The organism is Motiliproteus sp. SC1-56 (genome assembly GCF_017309075.1).
Classification (GTDB): Bacteria; Pseudomonadota; Gammaproteobacteria; order Pseudomonadales; family Balneatricaceae; genus Motiliproteus.
In genome coordinates, this window is record NZ_JAEMGS010000002.1 from 96,222 (window position 1) to 112,107 (window position 15,886).

General features: G+C 47.8%; 14 protein-coding genes. 5 read left to right on the plus strand and 9 right to left on the minus strand.

All coding sequences use genetic code 11. The annotated features are described in order from the left end of the window. Positions 1-66 precede the first annotated feature (66 nt). Both JGZ97_RS02300 and JGZ97_RS02305 read right to left on the minus strand, forming a co-directional pair. Complete coding sequence (locus JGZ97_RS02300) at positions 67-1,239, minus strand: hypothetical protein (protein ID WP_207060991.1); 1,173 nt, start codon at positions 1,237-1,239, stop codon at positions 67-69. 46 nt (positions 1,240-1,285) lie between these two features. Beyond that, positions 1,286-2,125 (minus strand): AAC(3) family N-acetyltransferase, encoded by an 840-nt coding sequence (locus JGZ97_RS02305; protein WP_207060992.1) that lies wholly within the window; start codon positions 2,123-2,125, stop codon positions 1,286-1,288. 361 nt (positions 2,126-2,486) lie between these two features. Here JGZ97_RS02305 and JGZ97_RS02310 point away from each other — a divergent pair, with 361 nt between their 5' ends. From JGZ97_RS02310 to JGZ97_RS02330, 5 genes are read left to right on the plus strand one after another with little or no spacing between them, the layout of a single operon-like run. After that, on the plus strand, positions 2,487-3,299 hold the full coding sequence (locus JGZ97_RS02310) for a sulfotransferase domain-containing protein (protein ID WP_207060993.1): 813 nt from the start codon (positions 2,487-2,489) through the stop codon (positions 3,297-3,299). Between the two features lie 42 nt (positions 3,300-3,341). After that, positions 3,342-4,298, plus strand: a complete 957-nt coding sequence (locus JGZ97_RS02315) for a glycosyltransferase family A protein (RefSeq protein WP_207060994.1) — start codon at positions 3,342-3,344, stop codon at positions 4,296-4,298. Between the two features lie 16 nt (positions 4,299-4,314). After that, the gene (locus tag JGZ97_RS02320; RefSeq protein WP_207060995.1) at positions 4,315-5,262 is read left to right on the plus strand and encodes a glycosyltransferase family 2 protein; all 948 of its coding nucleotides are present in this window, start codon (positions 4,315-4,317) and stop codon (positions 5,260-5,262) included. A 26-nt stretch (positions 5,263-5,288) separates the two neighbouring features. Then, positions 5,289-6,515: a polysaccharide pyruvyl transferase family protein gene (locus JGZ97_RS02325; RefSeq protein ID WP_207060996.1), complete on the plus strand. Its 1,227-nt coding sequence runs from the start codon at positions 5,289-5,291 to the stop codon at positions 6,513-6,515. Then, positions 6,512-7,615 carry a glycosyltransferase family 4 protein gene (locus JGZ97_RS02330; RefSeq protein ID WP_207060997.1) on the plus strand — a complete coding sequence of 368 codons (1,104 nt, stop codon included), beginning with the start codon at positions 6,512-6,514 and terminating at the stop codon, positions 7,613-7,615. Before JGZ97_RS02325 ends, JGZ97_RS02330 begins: the two co-directional genes overlap by 4 nt. A 48-nt stretch (positions 7,616-7,663) precedes the next feature. Here the strand turns inward: JGZ97_RS02330 and JGZ97_RS02335 are convergent, their stop codons facing one another. From JGZ97_RS02335 to JGZ97_RS02365, 7 genes are all read right to left on the minus strand, one after another. Next, complete coding sequence (locus tag JGZ97_RS02335) at positions 7,664-8,293, minus strand: sulfotransferase (RefSeq protein ID WP_207060998.1); 630 nt, start codon at positions 8,291-8,293, stop codon at positions 7,664-7,666. A 97-nt stretch (positions 8,294-8,390) separates the two neighbouring features. Next, on the minus strand, positions 8,391-9,830 hold the full coding sequence (locus tag JGZ97_RS02340) for a lipopolysaccharide biosynthesis protein (RefSeq protein WP_207060999.1): 1,440 nt from the start codon (positions 9,828-9,830) through the stop codon (positions 8,391-8,393). A 153-nt stretch (positions 9,831-9,983) separates the two neighbouring features. Continuing rightward, entirely contained in the window at positions 9,984-10,679 is a 696-nt protein-coding gene (locus JGZ97_RS02345; RefSeq protein ID WP_207061000.1) for a hypothetical protein, read from the minus strand. 6 nt (positions 10,680-10,685) lie between these two features. Beyond that, complete coding sequence (locus tag JGZ97_RS02350) at positions 10,686-12,035, minus strand: putative O-glycosylation ligase, exosortase A system-associated (RefSeq protein WP_207061001.1); 1,350 nt, start codon at positions 12,033-12,035, stop codon at positions 10,686-10,688. Positions 12,036-12,046: 11 nt separating this feature from the next. After that, complete coding sequence (locus JGZ97_RS02355) at positions 12,047-13,483, minus strand: oligosaccharide flippase family protein (RefSeq protein ID WP_207061002.1); 1,437 nt, start codon at positions 13,481-13,483, stop codon at positions 12,047-12,049. Beyond that, positions 13,480-14,646 carry a glycosyltransferase family 4 protein gene (locus tag JGZ97_RS02360; protein WP_207061003.1) on the minus strand — a complete coding sequence of 389 codons (1,167 nt, stop codon included), beginning with the start codon at positions 14,644-14,646 and terminating at the stop codon, positions 13,480-13,482. The genes JGZ97_RS02355 and JGZ97_RS02360 overlap by 4 nt, the downstream gene beginning before the upstream one ends. Continuing rightward, complete coding sequence (locus JGZ97_RS02365; protein WP_207061004.1) at positions 14,643-15,878, minus strand: glycosyltransferase family 4 protein; 1,236 nt, start codon at positions 15,876-15,878, stop codon at positions 14,643-14,645. Before JGZ97_RS02365 ends, JGZ97_RS02360 begins: the two co-directional genes overlap by 4 nt. Positions 15,879-15,886: the final 8 nt, after the last annotated feature.

Below are 15,886 nucleotides of genomic sequence, written 5' to 3' on the forward strand. Positions count from 1 at the left end.
TCCGCGTGGTGACAGAAGTCTCCTGAGAGTGTGTTTACCCTCAGGAAACTAGGCGATGTGAAACCTTCAGCGTTTTGGCCAGCTGGCATAAGCGCCTTTACCGTTGCGGACAGTCTCTTCCATCATCAGCGCATCGGCAAAAAACTTAGCGGCCCAGTTCGGATATTGCCATGGATGGTAACCTCCGTTGATAGGGTGGGAGCCCTTAATACCGCCTCGTTCAGCCTCGATACCCTCCAGCTTTTGGGTGCTCTTGGTGAACGTGTTAACCCGGGTTAAAGCGTCGCGGTACTTCTCATCGCCGGTCACCTGGTAGAGGCGACCCCAGTTGATCGCGATCTGTGCATTGCCTGTCAGGCAGGACCACTTTACGGTGGGGTTCCATTGGTCGTCGTAGCGGCCGGGGACGAAGCCGCCTTTACCAATATGGGGAATTATGGCATCGCCCATCTTGATGGCCTGAGCGATGAAATCCTCGCGATCGGCATAGACCCCTAATTCAAGAAATCCACGCATGGCATAGGCGATGGTATGAAGAAAGGGCTGGGCATCGTTCTGCAGACAATTATGTTCGGCCCAACCGTTGGCGTGTACATGTCGAAGTGCCCACTCGGCGTTGGCAATGGCAGCGTCGAGAAAGCGTCGTTCGCCTGTAATCTTGTGAACCCGAGCCATGCCCCAAGCCGAGCGCGTGTTATACAGGTTAATGTTCCGCGTGGTGAGAGGCGAGCCAAACTGTCGCCAGCATCCGTCATCATCCATCACCGCGCACAGCCAGGATGCTCCTTTGGCAGCCGCTTCACGATAGCGCTCGGTACCTTCCTGCTCAAAGGCGGTTACCCATCCGAACAGTACCTGGCCGGTGTTGAAAATGGTCGGCTGATCTGAGTCTCCCAAGGCGCCGGCCAATACACCGCCGCTGGGGCACTGAATTTCACACTCCCAGTCCGCCATGCGAACTGCCCGTTCTCGGGCATCCTGATCGCCGCTGACTTGGTGCCAGCGGTAAAGCGTTGGAATGATGTAGCCCGTAGTCTCCGGGTACGAGTTAGCCCATTTCTTATAGCGTACAAGGTAGGTCTGGGAGACCCCGTCATCCGGCGAGCTGTCTTGCGCTCGTTTGAGCCACGCAATCGTGGCTTGTAAATGGGTTTGGTTGGATTCTGGCTTGGTCCGGCTGAATCCGGAGAGTTCCATGAAACTGCGTTTCTTGAGTTTGAGTGTCTCGACCACTGGCATAGGCTGAGTCCCTTAACCTTTATTGTGCAAAGTGGAAAGCAGAATTTTATTCTGGCACATCAAAAAAGCTTTGTCCGCGGCGATACATCGTCTCGGCGACGTCTACCATATCCCGGCACTCAAGCAGCAGCAGCCGGCAGTTCCCAATACGCGAGCACTTAATGGCGCCAGCTTGCTCCAGAGCGGCGACGTAACGTTCCTCGCGTCTTAGTCGATTTGCCTGGGAAGAGAGCACCTTTACGGGAATGCTCTGTTCATTGTTATCGGTATCAATCACAACGCCCTGGAAAATGTTTTTTTCGTATAGAGAGTAGGGTAGGTAGGGTGCGATCCGATCTTCCACAAAATGGGAGAAAGTTACAGTGGAAAAAGGAGCGCCGATGCAGAGAATTTTGGCGTTGCGGTCAAGTAACTTTTGAAAAGGGCTGTCGGGGCCAAATGGAACTAGCGCTGCTTCGTGACCCTCTATGAAAGTGCGTGCCTCAGGGCCGCTTGCCAGCAGCGGATGGGTGGGACTTAGGCTTCTTACCGTCTGGGCATTGCGCCGAAATACTTCCGTCAATAGCCCCATTTTGGAGGGGCTACGTCTTATGTTGATGGAGCCCTTGCGCTGCAAGAAATCGCGGGATGACTCGTTTTGATACGGCATGGAGGTCATTACCAGCAGCCCTTCGGAGCCGATGGCAACTTTCAACGACGTGATCATATCAAGCGGCGTGCCCGAAAAGCCGGAGTCAGTGCGCCAGGACGCGTGAACGATTAATGTATCGCCGGGCTCGATGCCGAGTCTTTGAAGGTGTGAAGTTAAAGCAGCGGCGTCAAATCGCCATAAGGTCTTTAGGAGTAGGTTTTTAAGTCCTGACTTGATCGCAGTCTTGGCGGTCATCGCGGGTCCCTGCGCATATCCAACCCGGAAACTAGCAACATCCACGAGTATGTGCAACACTCAATCGCAGTGGGCTTACAGCCGGGAGCTTAGGCCATATGCAAGGAAGCAAGAACGCCAGAACCAAAGGTTATCCAAGCGCTACAACGGTTAGAGAGCTTCAATTCCAGCATACACAGTGCTCGGTGTTGCTGATGTCTTGAAAACCGGTGTGGGCATATTGCCTCCAGCCCCATGCTGGATAAGGCGCAATGGGCGGCTTAGTGAGCGTGACTAGCTGTCTGATCGTCGAAGCGCGAAATGGAACACAACATCGGCCGGCGGCTGATGCAGCAGGTATAGAATCAGGGACGTTACCTCTATGGGAGTCGTGCAAGCGAATTTTGTTAAACTGACTGATGTGGTTAAGAACGCCACCATCAAGCCCATCCTACGTAAAAATCGAGTTCTCTTTACACCGGAAGTGAGTCACCGCTTGGTTGTGCATTGTGGTCACCACAAAGTTGGGACCTACTGGTTTGCCAGAATCTTGAATGGTATCGCAGAACATTACGGCTTGGACTTTCAGAACTGTGAGCAGTATTACCTGAAGTCCGAAACCTCTTTTTTCATGGAACAGCACAGTTACATCGACAAGGATCTGCTGCCCAGCCACCGGGGCTCCCACCTAATTCGCGACCCCCGCGATATGATCGTTTCAGGCTACTACTTCCACCTTTGGACAAAGGAAGACTGGGCTCACCTTCCGGTACCGGAACTTGGTTTTATCAGCTATCAGAAATACCTGAATTCGTTGCCCAAGGAGGAAGGCATCGCCGCTGAAATTCGACGCACGGCTAAAAACATCAAAGATATGGCCCGTTGGAACTATCAGGATCCCAATTTCTATGAAATTAAATACGAAGAGCTGATAAACGACGAGCAGACGATTTTCGAAAAACTGTTTCGGCATTATGGTTTTACTGATGAAGCCGTTGAGGTGGGCCTGGAGCAAGCCAGGAAATTCAGCTTCAAGAATGTTGCCAAGAGGGAAATCGGCAGCAACGACAGCAAAAGCCACCTACGTTCGGGCAAGCCGGGGCAGTGGCGGGATGAGTTCAGCGGTGACCACATCAGGCTATTTGAAGAACTAACCGGGGATGCCTTGAAAGTGATGGGATACCAAAACGACTGACCCCAAGTTCCGTAACCTGCATTACTAGGGAGAGCAGATGGAATGCGTAACAGTGTCAGCGTGGTAATACCTGCATATAACGCCAGTACCTTTATCAGTGAAACACTGGACTCGGTCTTAGCTCAGAGCGAGCCTCCCTTGGAGGTGATCGTGGTCAACGACGGTTCGACGGATAACACGCCGAAGTTGATAGCCGATCACTATCCGCAAGTAAAGTTGATCAACCAGGCAAATGGTGGCGTCTCCAGGGCGCGAAATGCAGGTCTCGCGGCCTGCAGGGGGGACTATATTGCCCTCGTCGATGCCGATGACTTGTGGGAAGCTAATAAACTGGCGCGACAGTTGGATGCCCTTGACCGGTTTCCGAAAGCAGGGTTTGTGGTGACCGATGAATGCTTCTTCGACGAGCAGGTGTACTGCGAATCCGGCATGGGACGCCGTAGTTTCAGGAGTCAACTTCCCCAAGACATCGACATGATGGCAAAACCCGTCACCTGGCTGATCACCGAACCCTTTGTAAGCACTTCCAGTGTCTTAATGCGCCGCGAGTTGGCACAAGCGGTTGGAGGTTTTGAGCCTGGCCTGCAAATTGGTGAAGACCGTGACTACTGGATTCGTCTAGCTCTGAAAGCCGGCATACTTTATGTCCCCGAGGTTTTGGTAAGGAAACGCCAGAATCATGGCCAGAATTTAAGCAGCATATCTAATGCAACCTGGGCGGCGGGCCTGGAACGTGTTCTGACCCGTCACGACACTCCGGGTACCCACCGCCTGATCGCCGCGGAAGGGGAGGATGAAAAAAAAGTATTCGGTACCAACTACGCTCGTTTCGCCAAAATTTACTGGTACGCGAATGCGCTCGCGGAAGCGCGCAGGGCCGCGGCAAAAGCACGGGCAAAAGGAGTCAGGCTAGAGGGTTTCCTGAATTTTTGGTTGCGTTTTCCTGACCGCCCGATTATGTGGCTGAAATCGGTTAAGTTGGGGGTGCGAGCGTGGTGATATACGGTGGAGTCCTATGATCACGGTGATCGCTGCGACCTATAACGGCGCCCACACGTTGCCACGGTTTTTGGATTCCATGGCTGCACAGAGCACGGACGAGCCGTGGAAGCTGTTGTTGGTAGACAATGCCAGTACTGATGAATCGGCGCGGATAATCAAAAGTTACAAGGATCGCCTCCCTCTTACCTACTTGTTCGAAGCTAAAAAAGGAAAAAATGCCGCGATTAATCAAGCACTCTCCTGTATAGAGGGCGACTTGGTGGTGCTGACTGACGACGACGTTATTGCCGCCCCAGACTGGTTAACCAACTACCGTGCGGCTGTGGATCAACAACCCGATTTTGATGTGTTCGGCGGAACCATACGGCCCTATTGGGAGGGGGAACCCTCAGAGCTACACCTCGAATGCGTCCCCCAGGGGCCGGTATATGCCCTGACTCGACATGAATGGGAGGACGGCCCTTGTTCTCCATACAACATATGGGGTCCGAATATGGCGATTAGGGCACGGGTATTCAGCGCCGGCTATCGGTTTGATGAACAGGTTGGACCCAATAGCGGGGAAAATAACTACATGATGGGGTCGGAAACGAGTTTTACATCCTTGCTGGCTGCCAAAGGATATAAAAGTTTTCATATTTCGTCACCCTCAGTACAGCACATAATCAGGGCTAGGCAGATGGCACCTGTTTGGATCTATGGTCGTGCTATTCGTTACGGCCGCAGTTTATTCTCCCCGCCTACTCATTATCAGCCTAAACGTTTTTTTGGCTATCCAATATATATTTGCATTGAATTGCTCTTTTGCTACGTCAAATATTTACTCAGCTATATGTCTTTAAACAGAAAGCTTGTCTATCAATACAAATGGAGTGTTAACGTAAGCAAGGGCAAGTTGTTTCAATCGAAGAGCGTATTTGATCCACGAATTAGTAAAGATGGTTCGGTTTCAAAAAGTTAATATTTAGCATTTTTTTGGAGTGTTATATGAGGGCATTGGTTGTCCATAGTGTGGCAGCAAACTGCGGAGATCAGCTACTTTTAGAAACACTGACGCTGGGATTGAAAGAGCATTGTGGGATCACCGTTGTAGCGGTAACCACAAATAACCAGTTGTCCTTTCCGTTTATAAGAAATGGCGAGCCATTTTTGAATGAGACTGTACTTGGTATAGCGAGAAATGATTCCCTTATTGCTGCGTTGATTAGAAGGATACCGTTTTTTCCTTATCGTATTGGGGTGTTTTTGGCTCGGATTTTTGATAATGATATCTGGAAATTCAAACGAGCAATTTCCGCAGTGGATATAGTGTTTATATGCCCAGGAGGATTTTTGCACGAGTATTACGGTTTTAAAAAATTCTCGAAAGTGTACGAGAAGATTTTGGGTTATGGAAAACCTATATATTTTGTTGGTCATTCTGTCGGACCCTTTGGTAAGGCCGAGAACAAAATCATCGCAAAAAACATATTCGATAACTGCGCTGGTTTGTTCCTTAGAGAGCGCTACTCAAAAGGTTATGTTGAAAGCCTTTATGGCCCCGCTGGTAAAAAACACGCTGAGGTGTATACGGATGTCGCCTTCGCCTATGGACGGTTGTCAAAAGTAAAAAAAGTAGCTGACAATTCAAATTCAAAAAAAGTAGTAGTTAATTTCAGAAGTTGGGAAAAAGGAGCGATTTCTGATGACGTTATCATCGACAAGGCTGCCTCTATAATTGAATTCCTAAGTGGTAAGGGGTATGACGTGGTGTTTATGTCGACGTGCCAAGGGGTTGAAGGTTATGTTGATGATACTGACCTGGGTGAAAGCATAAAGTCAAGATTGGAAAGGCAGCATGGCGTTAGGATAGAGATAGATCACAATAGGCATTCTCCTGATGAGTTTATAGATCAGGTCCAGAAGGCAAAATACTACATTGGAATGCGAATGCATGGTGCAATAATGCCAATTCTCTCTAATACGCCAGCGTTTAACATTGGCTATGAGCCTAAAACCAAAGGGGTCTTTGAGACGGTCGGCTTGGGTGAATATTGCTGTGAGATTAGTGATGATATTGATTGTATTTTGAGCAAAATAGATTGTTTCGTTGGAAGTGATTACGAAATTTTAAAAGAAGAATATCTGCTGGCTCTGAAGAGAGGCGAGAGGCTTGCTTTGGAAATGTTTTCAGAGTTGGCGAAAAAAATAAACGAAGGATGTGATATTCCATGAGGCTCTGCATTGTACTACCGACAAAACCGAAGCCTTCAGAAACATTTTTGACGGCTCATGCTACTTTATTGAGCAATGACGCTACGGTTGTTTATTTTGAGGGGAATGTTCCTTACGTTGATGATGCCCCGATATTCTCTCAAAGCCCTTGGTCAAGATTGATGAGAAAAATCTATAGAGTGTTTAAAAGAAAGGAGTGGAAGTGGGAGGCTGTGTGGGCATTAAAAACTACTTTTTCTGAACGTGCGGATGTGATTTTGGCTGAATATGGACCAACTGCTTCAAGATGTATCGAGGCAGCTAAATGGTCTGGCGTACCTCTTGTTACCCATTTTCACGGTTTTGATGCGTCGGTGGACTCTGTCATAGAGAAATATAGAGAAAAATACAGCGATGTGTTTGCTTATTCAAAAGCCATTGTTGCGGTCTCAAGAAAAATGGTAGATGACTTAATAGGGCTTGGGGTAGATAAGAGTAAAATATTTTTGAATCCGTGTGGTGTTGATTTCGAATTTTTTGAAGAGATCAACTGCGCATTGAATCCGCCATGCCTAGTTTCGGTAGGCCGATTTGTTGAAAAAAAAGCGCCTCACTTAACTATTTTGGCTTTTTACTTCGCTCGCCTAGAAGTCAAAGATGCAAAGTTATTTATGCTTGGAGGAGGGCCTCTTGACGGCGTTTGTAAAGATCTAGTTGTTTCCTTAGGTTTAACTGAATCCGTTTTTCTGATGGGAGAATGTGATCAAGATCTGGTGAAAGAACAGATGGCAAAAAGCAGGGGGTTTGTCCAGCATTCCGTTAAGGCTCAGGACGGTGATTGCGAAGGCACCCCAGTCAGCATTCTAGAAGCTCAATCAATGGGGTTGCCGGTAGTTGCAACCAGACATGCCGGAATAGCAGATGTAATTGTTGATAATGAAACCGGATACCTGTCTGAAGAAAGAGATATAAAATCCATGTCGAAACACATGGTAAATATATTGAGGGAGCCTGCCGAAGCGAGAAAGCTGGGTTCGCGTGGAGCAAAAAGAGTTAGGCATTTTTACTCCATGGATAAATCTATTGATAATTTGAAAAGCATTCTTGAATCTTCTGCCTAGAAACAGTTGATAAGTGAATGTCAGGCTGTTTGATGGGTGACGAAAGTCCTATGATTTACTTTTTTCTCTGCTGATAGTTCTTGCAACATTTATTATTCTATTGGAAAGTTTTTCTACTTTGCTAGCTTTTGCGTCAGCCTTGTTTGAGTGCGGGAGTGAAAGCCCCGTGGTATCGATGCCTAGGAAGTTTCCTATCTCTTTCCAACCATCTCCTTTTTCCCAGCATACTTCTAGGAATGATTCTGGCTTGTCTTTAAAAAAATCGCGCACATTTGAGTTGTGCTCTTGATATTTTTTGATATGAAATGGCTTGTTTTCATTTGGTTTTTCATAGCCGTAAATGTATTTTCGGTAAGGAAAGCGCTCGCCAGCGCCTCTCTCAACATGTTTCGATAAACTTTCAAACCATTTTTCTTCGTCTATTCTAGTGGTTAAGATGAACTTGCTATCGGGGAAGGCTTTATATGCTTCCCTATAAATTAGAGCCCAGGGCCAGTCATCAAACGAGTCAAAATACTTCATTAGCTTGATAAGAGCTGAGATTTCAGATTCTTTATATAGTAAAAAAGCTTCTCGATTGCATGAGATATGATTGTAGCCGAGCATTCTCATGCAACTTCCCAAGGTCGTTGTACCTGTCTTATGAAAGCCGATGCCAATAATTTTATGTGCGCTCATAAAGATTCATCTCCTGCAGTTATGCTCAATTCTGTCCCAATGCGCTCTATTTATGGTCTAAATTTTGCTGATTCCTGTTAATCAAAAATCTAGCTGTTTAGGTGGTCGAGTAACGAACGATTGCTAATCTAATCCTTTCGATTTCTTCCTTGATAGGGTGTCCTACATAATAGACTGCAATCGGCCATATCAACGTAGAAGCGATAGTTATTAAGAGCAAGGACTGTATCGGGGGATCGGAGCCATAGTAATAGAATGATATGACGGCGGGTAAGGCGCTGGCAGCGGCTATCACTACCGCCTGACTATAGGCTGGAAATAATTTGATTAGACGGGTGTCCCAAAAATCTCTAATGCTCCAGTAAGTTAATGTGAAAAAAATAATCGTCTGTAGGGGACGTAGGGCAGCAAATAATTCAAGGCTTTGGCTGGCACCGATGAATGCAACAATAAGGTTAGAAATCAGCCCGAGTAATCGGAGCTTGAATAATCGTTTAACCCGTCCATGGGGAGTGAGAACCTGTTCTGGCTGCGGGAGCAATGTCAGAATGGCATTGGAAAGAAGGAACCAAGGAAGTAGCGTCCCGGCAATACGCCAGTTTTCACCAAAAAGCAAAACGACTAGCGCCTCACTGCAAAGGGCAACCACAAGAAAAACAGGTATAACAAGGACAGTGGTCATGGCGACCACTTGTTCAACGCCTTGCCCTATTGATTTTCCGTTGCGAATGTCTTCTGAAAATTTCGGAAAAAGAACGGCGCGTAGGGGAGTAAAAATGCTTCTCCGTACCAGGACTGGAATTTGGATTGCCCGCTCATACAGAGCAACCGATGTCGGACTTATAAGTCCACCCAATACAAATTTCACGCTCTGTCTATTTAACTCTCCGGCTAGCGAAGAGCCGGTCAGATAGCCCCCAAAACGCATCACGCTGCGCCAGTGGGCCAAGGATAGGTGCAGGCTGAATTCCTTGCGATTGATGGCCATAAGCACCAGAGCGCGAGTTAAATTTTCCGCCAAAAACCCCCATGCTAGCGACATGTAACTGTGCCCCAGCCAGGCCAGAATTATACTTGTCGCCAACCCGGTACATAGAGCGAACAGGTTGATATGGTGCAGAACGTCGAATCGCATGGCGCGGGTCAGCAGCGAGTAATGAGTTTGCCCAAAAGGTGTTATAAGGAAAGAAAACGCCAGTAGAGTCATCACATCAGAAATGGGCGGCGCTCCATAAACGGTTGCAAGCCAGTCTTTTATAAGTATGAGTATCAGCGCTGCCGACCAAGAGAAACAGAGCCAAAGGGTAAAAGCGGTGTCCTTTTTGCTTCGTGTGATTTCTTTTTCTCTGACTAAGTAAGAGCCTATACCAAAATTTCGAAAAGCGATCAAAATATGGCTTGCCGCCATTGAAATGGCAAATACGCCGAACTCTTCCGGCGTTAAAAGGCGCGCCATGATTATGGAACCGGCGAATTGAAGTATAAAAGTGAGCGCTTGTTGGCTGAAGGCCCAGGTTAAGGAAGTTCTGAAATTCATCTGGAATTCATTGCCCGGGTTGTTGTTAATAAGCCGTCGTTAAAGGTTGATTTGATAGAGACGTCAATATATCGTAAATGGCATATGGGAAATGTTTTTCCTTGGTGTTGAGTCAATAGAGCTTTAAATGTGCGCTCAATTAGTAACGGCTGGTTACTGTTTTGCGGGTTCAGTAATATCAATTCCAGCTTCCTTAAGAAGGTTTCTTAGACCCTCTAGGGGGTATCCTTCTGAGTAGGCAAGTTGAGCTTTTTTTTTGGCGTTGGCGTAATCGGAGGTATAAAAATAGGCAAGTCCCATATTGTAGTCTAATTCAATGCTTTCATAGCCGCTGTTCTCAGATTCAAGGTATAGTTCTAACGCCTTTTGGTGCTCACCATTCCGCTGCATATGCAGGCCGTATAACATATAAACAACACCGCGTTGTTTGCTCGGGGTGAACTTTAATGCGCGTTGAAAGTAACAATCAGCCGAATAAGCCATTCTTTCGTCCGCATGCTTATTTGGTCTGGTCTCGATAGCCTTTTCTAGCCTTGAGGCCAAATCCAACGCTTGGGGATGATTGGGAATCCGTGACAGGGTGTAGTTTAGGTCTGGCCCTATTCGATGTGAGGTTCCGCCTCGTTCTAGTGCCAGCATTCTCGGTTTTAAGTGTACATTGGTGACCCGCTTTACCGGACCCATTGGGTGTCCTGGAATAGGCCTATGACTTTTTGGATCGAAATAGTTCCACGGGCCAAAAACGTTCATATCTATTTCTAAATCACACCCTTGGGCTGCCGCTGATATTAACCATGCCGAAAGAATGATGGCTGAATATCTGTATTTTCTTTTCAGGAAGTTATTCATGGCTCTTCACTTTGTTTTCTGACAAAAACCAGGTAGAAAGTCTTGTCGCTGAGGGAGTTCTGCTGTTGTTGAAGTCCTTGCGAGTGGTGCCTGTTTGGGATGTATTTTATGCCGTTCCAAAAGGCTTCCGCTGATGATTACTATTGCTATTAGGTAATACGGTAGGTCCCAAAAGGCCAGTCCCAAAAACGCGCCACCGGTGGCGTAGGCGACGAGAGACACTTGACACATGGACATGAGCTGGCCAATCCATTTTTGATCATCTGTCTTGAGCGCTTTGCGCTTTATTCCACTGGCTTTCATCCACGTTAAAGAGAAGATCATAAAAAATAATAGCAGTCCGGTGAATCCATGCTCACCCATCACCTCAAAATAGATACTATGGGCGTCCTTTACATCTGTTGGGTTGGGGGCATAGAGCGCAAACGTGTATCGGCTCCAGGTGTCGTAACCCCCACCAGTGATTCTGTCTGAGGCTAGGTTAAAAGCCATATGCCAAGCGTTTATGCGGCCTTGCGCAGACGCATCGGTTTCGTAGCTTTCGATGGTGTCCATTCGGTCGAACCACTTGTCAGGCATAAATGGGATAAGTACTAGGACCGTGAGGATCATCATGGCTGCAATAGGAAGCTTCTTTGAGCTTTTAAGCCAAAGGAATATTCCGGTGCAGCCGAGCGCTAGAAAGGCGCCCCTGGAGTACGAGGCTAGAATTGAAATCGTCATGATGCCTAGGAAACCAATCATTAAGGATTTAAGCCATTTTTTCTCTGTGTCTTGATATAGGAAGTAACCCAGCGGTAAGGTCATTATCAAAGCTAGGGCTAGCTCATTGTTTCCTACTATAAATGATTGTGGCGGCCCCCAAACCCGGAAGTTACCTCCCGTTAGTACAACAAAGATCCCTCCCTTTATTCCAAAAAAAGCAATTGATCCGAAAATAACCCAAACTAGTTCTTTTAGTTTTTTGTCGCTATCGATCATCAGAAGCGTCAAAACAATAGCTAGCTGTATTTTCAAAAAGCGACTATAGCCCTCTAGAGCTGCCGTTGGGTAATAAGCTGTGTAGGTCGTAATTCCAAGCCAAGCAACAAAAAGTATTAAAAGAAAGCCTACAAAACCAATATTTGGGAAGCGGGCCTTTCCATTAACAAAAGACCAGCCGCTAAGGGCGAGTGCGAGTGCTATGATTGCCGCAAATAAAGGCATGTCATAAACGAAGGACCAGTGACCAGCTACTCGATGGGGGTTCATAAAGCTCATCCACGCGAGCATCAGTACTGAGACATAGGGTTTTCTAAGGGCTAGCAAGGAAAGAAGGCCAATTGCTGAGATAAGAGCGATTCCGCGTAAGTCCATGGCAGTAAACCCTACTCCGTCCGAGTTCTAAACAAGGGTAGTAAACGCTTTAAAGCAGGGCGGTTGAAAAGCCCAGATAGCAATAAATAGAGCAACCCGAAAACCAGAGTTTTGACCATGATTTCTGAGATGCCATCTTGCAGCTCCAACTCCGCCATCTTGATAAAAACGAAGCATGCGCAAGCAGAGAGCCACGGGGGGAGCAGTACCCTTACGGCTTCCTGGACTCTTATCCGGAGCACATTGAGGTAATTTAGAAGGAGCAGTGGCAAAACGATGTAATGTGCGTACATCAAAAATAGAGCGGTGTCTTTGATCTGTTCCTGTTGGTTGGTAGCCAATGAGACCGCAATTATCGTTGCGGCTAGTAACAGCCCCTGTGCTGACCACCGCCTGCCCGGCGCCTCGCTTGCGGAGGTCGCTGTACCTAGGAAGTTGTTAATAGCTTTGACCGGCATCAACAAGGCCAAAGCCTCTAGTATTGGCGCTGTAGTTAGCCACCTTTCGCCAAACAGAACTTCGACGAGGGGTTCACTTATCGCGGCCACTCCGAAGAAGACCGGGAATGTCGCTAGACAGATCAACGAGAGCCCAGAGGTCACCATTCTAGGACGGAGCTGTTCGCTCGCGCTTGTGATCGCCGGGAAGGTTATTTGGTGGATAATACCAGCGACTTTTTGGAGAGGAAGAAAAGCGAAGTTCTTTCCAACTTTATAGGCACCTAAGTGGCTCTCACCCAGCTGCTGCCCGATAATTACATCGTCCACCGTTTGGGTTAGCTGCCAAGTTAATCTATTTCCAGTAACGTATCCGGCAAAATGATAATCTCCTAATACGCGTTTGAACGACAATGATGGCTTACAGGGGGCATTGGAAACGTATATTAGCCCGATTGACCGTACTGTTTGATTCACCAATGCTGCAGATACAAGGGCCCAAACCCCTTTTTCAAGATACGCTAATAACAAAGACGTCAGGCTTGATAGGACGAGCGCCAGTATTTCGATTGTCGCGATTTCTCGCATTCTGAAATCGCGCTCTAATAAGCAACTAGGGAGGATCGTTAAGGCGGTGATCGGTAAAAGAAGGGAAAGAACAATGATTACATTTTCTGCGGGCTTGATATTCAGGAAAGCGGAATACGGTGAGGCGATGGTTACGGCGAAAAGCATTAACAGTAGGTTAAAAGAAAGTAATAGGGTCAATGCTTCACGCTGATAATCCACCGGCGTTGCCCGGCGAAGAAGAAGCAGCTCTTCCATCCCAAGTGATCCAAGAACACAAAGGGTTCCGATTAAGGCCATAGAAACAGCCATTAGGCCGTAACTGGCAGGATCAAGTAGGCGTATCACAGCTATGGTAATGATCCAAGATATCATCTGGCTGGCGAACTTGCCGAAGGTTAACCAGCGAATGCCGCTGACTATTCGTCCGGTATTATCTGTCATGCGAGGCTCCGGGATTTATGGGCTCCCATGTTAGCCTCAAATAGCTTGATAATGCGGCGAGCGTTCTGGTCCCAACTGAGACTGCGGCTCTCGATATCGACAGCGGCGGCATTCCCAAGCTGGCTTCGCAGTTTCGTATCGGCTGCTAATCGGGTGATGGCATCATGAAATGATTGGCTATCACCTTTGCGAAATAATAGGGCGTTTTTCTCGTTCGTCAGCAGTTCCTTAATATTCTCTTGATCGGGGGCTATGATCGCTTTCCCGCTGGCCATGTATTCGAGTATTTTCAGTGGCGACGCGTAGTCCACCACTGCCGGTTGCAGTGCAATGTCGATAGCCGCTTGAAATGAAGGCATTTGCTCACGGGATATCAGACCGGTCAGGTGTACTCGGTCGGCCGCACCCAGGGCCTTCGCCGTATCTTCTATCATCGGCCTGGCAGGGCCGTCGCCGACGATCAACAAAAACAGGTTAGACAGTTCGGCTGGGGCTATTAATTCCACTACGCGTTCTAGTTCGTGCCACTCGCGGCAAAAGCCCACAAAGCCAATAACAAGCCGGTCTTCGGCATTCAGCGGTAGCTTTGCAGGGGGCGTTCCTGGGTTGAAGCGAGAGGTATCAACGCCGTTCGGAATCACCGTTACCCTATTTTCCGGGACGCCGGTTCGTTTAACGATGTCTGCCAGTACCTGAGTAACGGGCAGCACATGGTCGGCTTCTTTCCAGCAGTAGTTTTCTGTGGCTTTTGCGATGTGCTTCAGTGAGATTCCGTTGAATCGGCTTCTCTCTTGGAACAAGGGAGCGTTGACTTCAAGTAGTAGAGGGCGTTTAAAAAGCTTTGCTGCCCAGATCCCGGCGACGGTAAAAAGATTGTAGCGCTCGTAAATAACATCTGGCTTTTCGGTGATGATGGCCTTTGTTAGTTTTAAAAAAATCAGAAGGTTATATAGCAGTTCAAGTAGTTCGTATATCGACCCGGGTAATTTGTTTTTAAGGTCGTGTACGAAGCCTCCACTACTTCCGAATGCGGCAGATTGGGCGATTTTTGGACACACCATGATGATTTCGTGCCCCTGGGCTTTTAGCTGCTTAACGATCTCTTCAACGTGAACGTACTGCCCATCTTTAGAAGCTATCCGGTGGTGATAGAGTATTTTCATGCGACCCTTATGGCCTCTTCGAAGTGGGTGCGTTGGCCGAATGATGTCTGGGCCCAATCGAATCGTTCGGCGTAGCTCCTGACATTCGTTCGCTCGGGTGGGTGCTCAAACAATTCGGTAATGGCGGTAGCGATCGAGTGGGCAGACCGCTCGCATAACTTTCCACCGCTGTCTGGTTGAACCACTTCGGGGGTACCCCATACGCAGGTGGCTACCACTGGTGTGCCGCATGCCATCGATTCCAACAATACATTTGCCCAGCCTTCTCGACTGGATGCAAGGACAAGGGCATCTACCGCTCCATAGTAAGTTACTAACTCGGCTTGCGAGAGGCTGCCAAGAAAACGCACTCTTGACGCCACTCCTCGATCCGCAGCTTGCTTTTGAAGCTGGGATCGGAGGGGACCGTCGCCAGCGATGTAAAGGGTGACACCCTGAAGCCCGACTAAGGCATCGATGATTAAATGGTGCCCCTTGCGTTCGATTAAATGACCGACGCTGAGAATCGCATTACCCTGGATTCCAAGATTTTCCCTGAGACTCTCTCGGCTGCGCGGGGGGTGAAATAGCTCGAGGTCTACTCCATTTCTCAAGGTTACGACCTGGTTGGCTGGAAAACCGATGCCGATAGCGGCCCGTCGTAATGCTTCACACACCGTGAATACTTTGGTAGCGCGTTTAGATGCCCATTGGACGAGCATCCTAGGGAGACGATATCTAGGGATTAAGTTCAAATCGGTCCCCCGAGCGGTTAGGAATAGTGGGACTTTAAGCCATGGTTTACATATAGCAATTGCTACCCCGTCCGGATAAAAGTAGTGCCCATCAACTAAATCAAAATCTGAATCAATCGAGAATTGTTTTTTTAAACATATGATGATGCTAATAGCTAGCGTAAAAGGTGTGATTAACATCCCTATTTTAGGTATGACGAGGTAACGAGGGTGATAAACGACAGCCCCTATTCGGCTTTCTTGTCGCGGCACTTTGGCGAACTTTGCATAGGATCCGAAATGTTTACCTGCGAATGGGAACCAAGGGATTGGAGCAATTATAGTCAGTTCAATATCCGGGTACTGGCTAACCAGGTGTTTTAGCCTGCTCTCGACAAAAATACCGTGTTTCGGGTCTTGGCAGTTTGGGAAAAGAGTAGTGATGGTTAGGATTTTCACAGCGCTTTTATTCCGTTTGATTCGTGTGGAAGGCTGATAGATCACCTTTGCTTGATCCATCTGTTCGC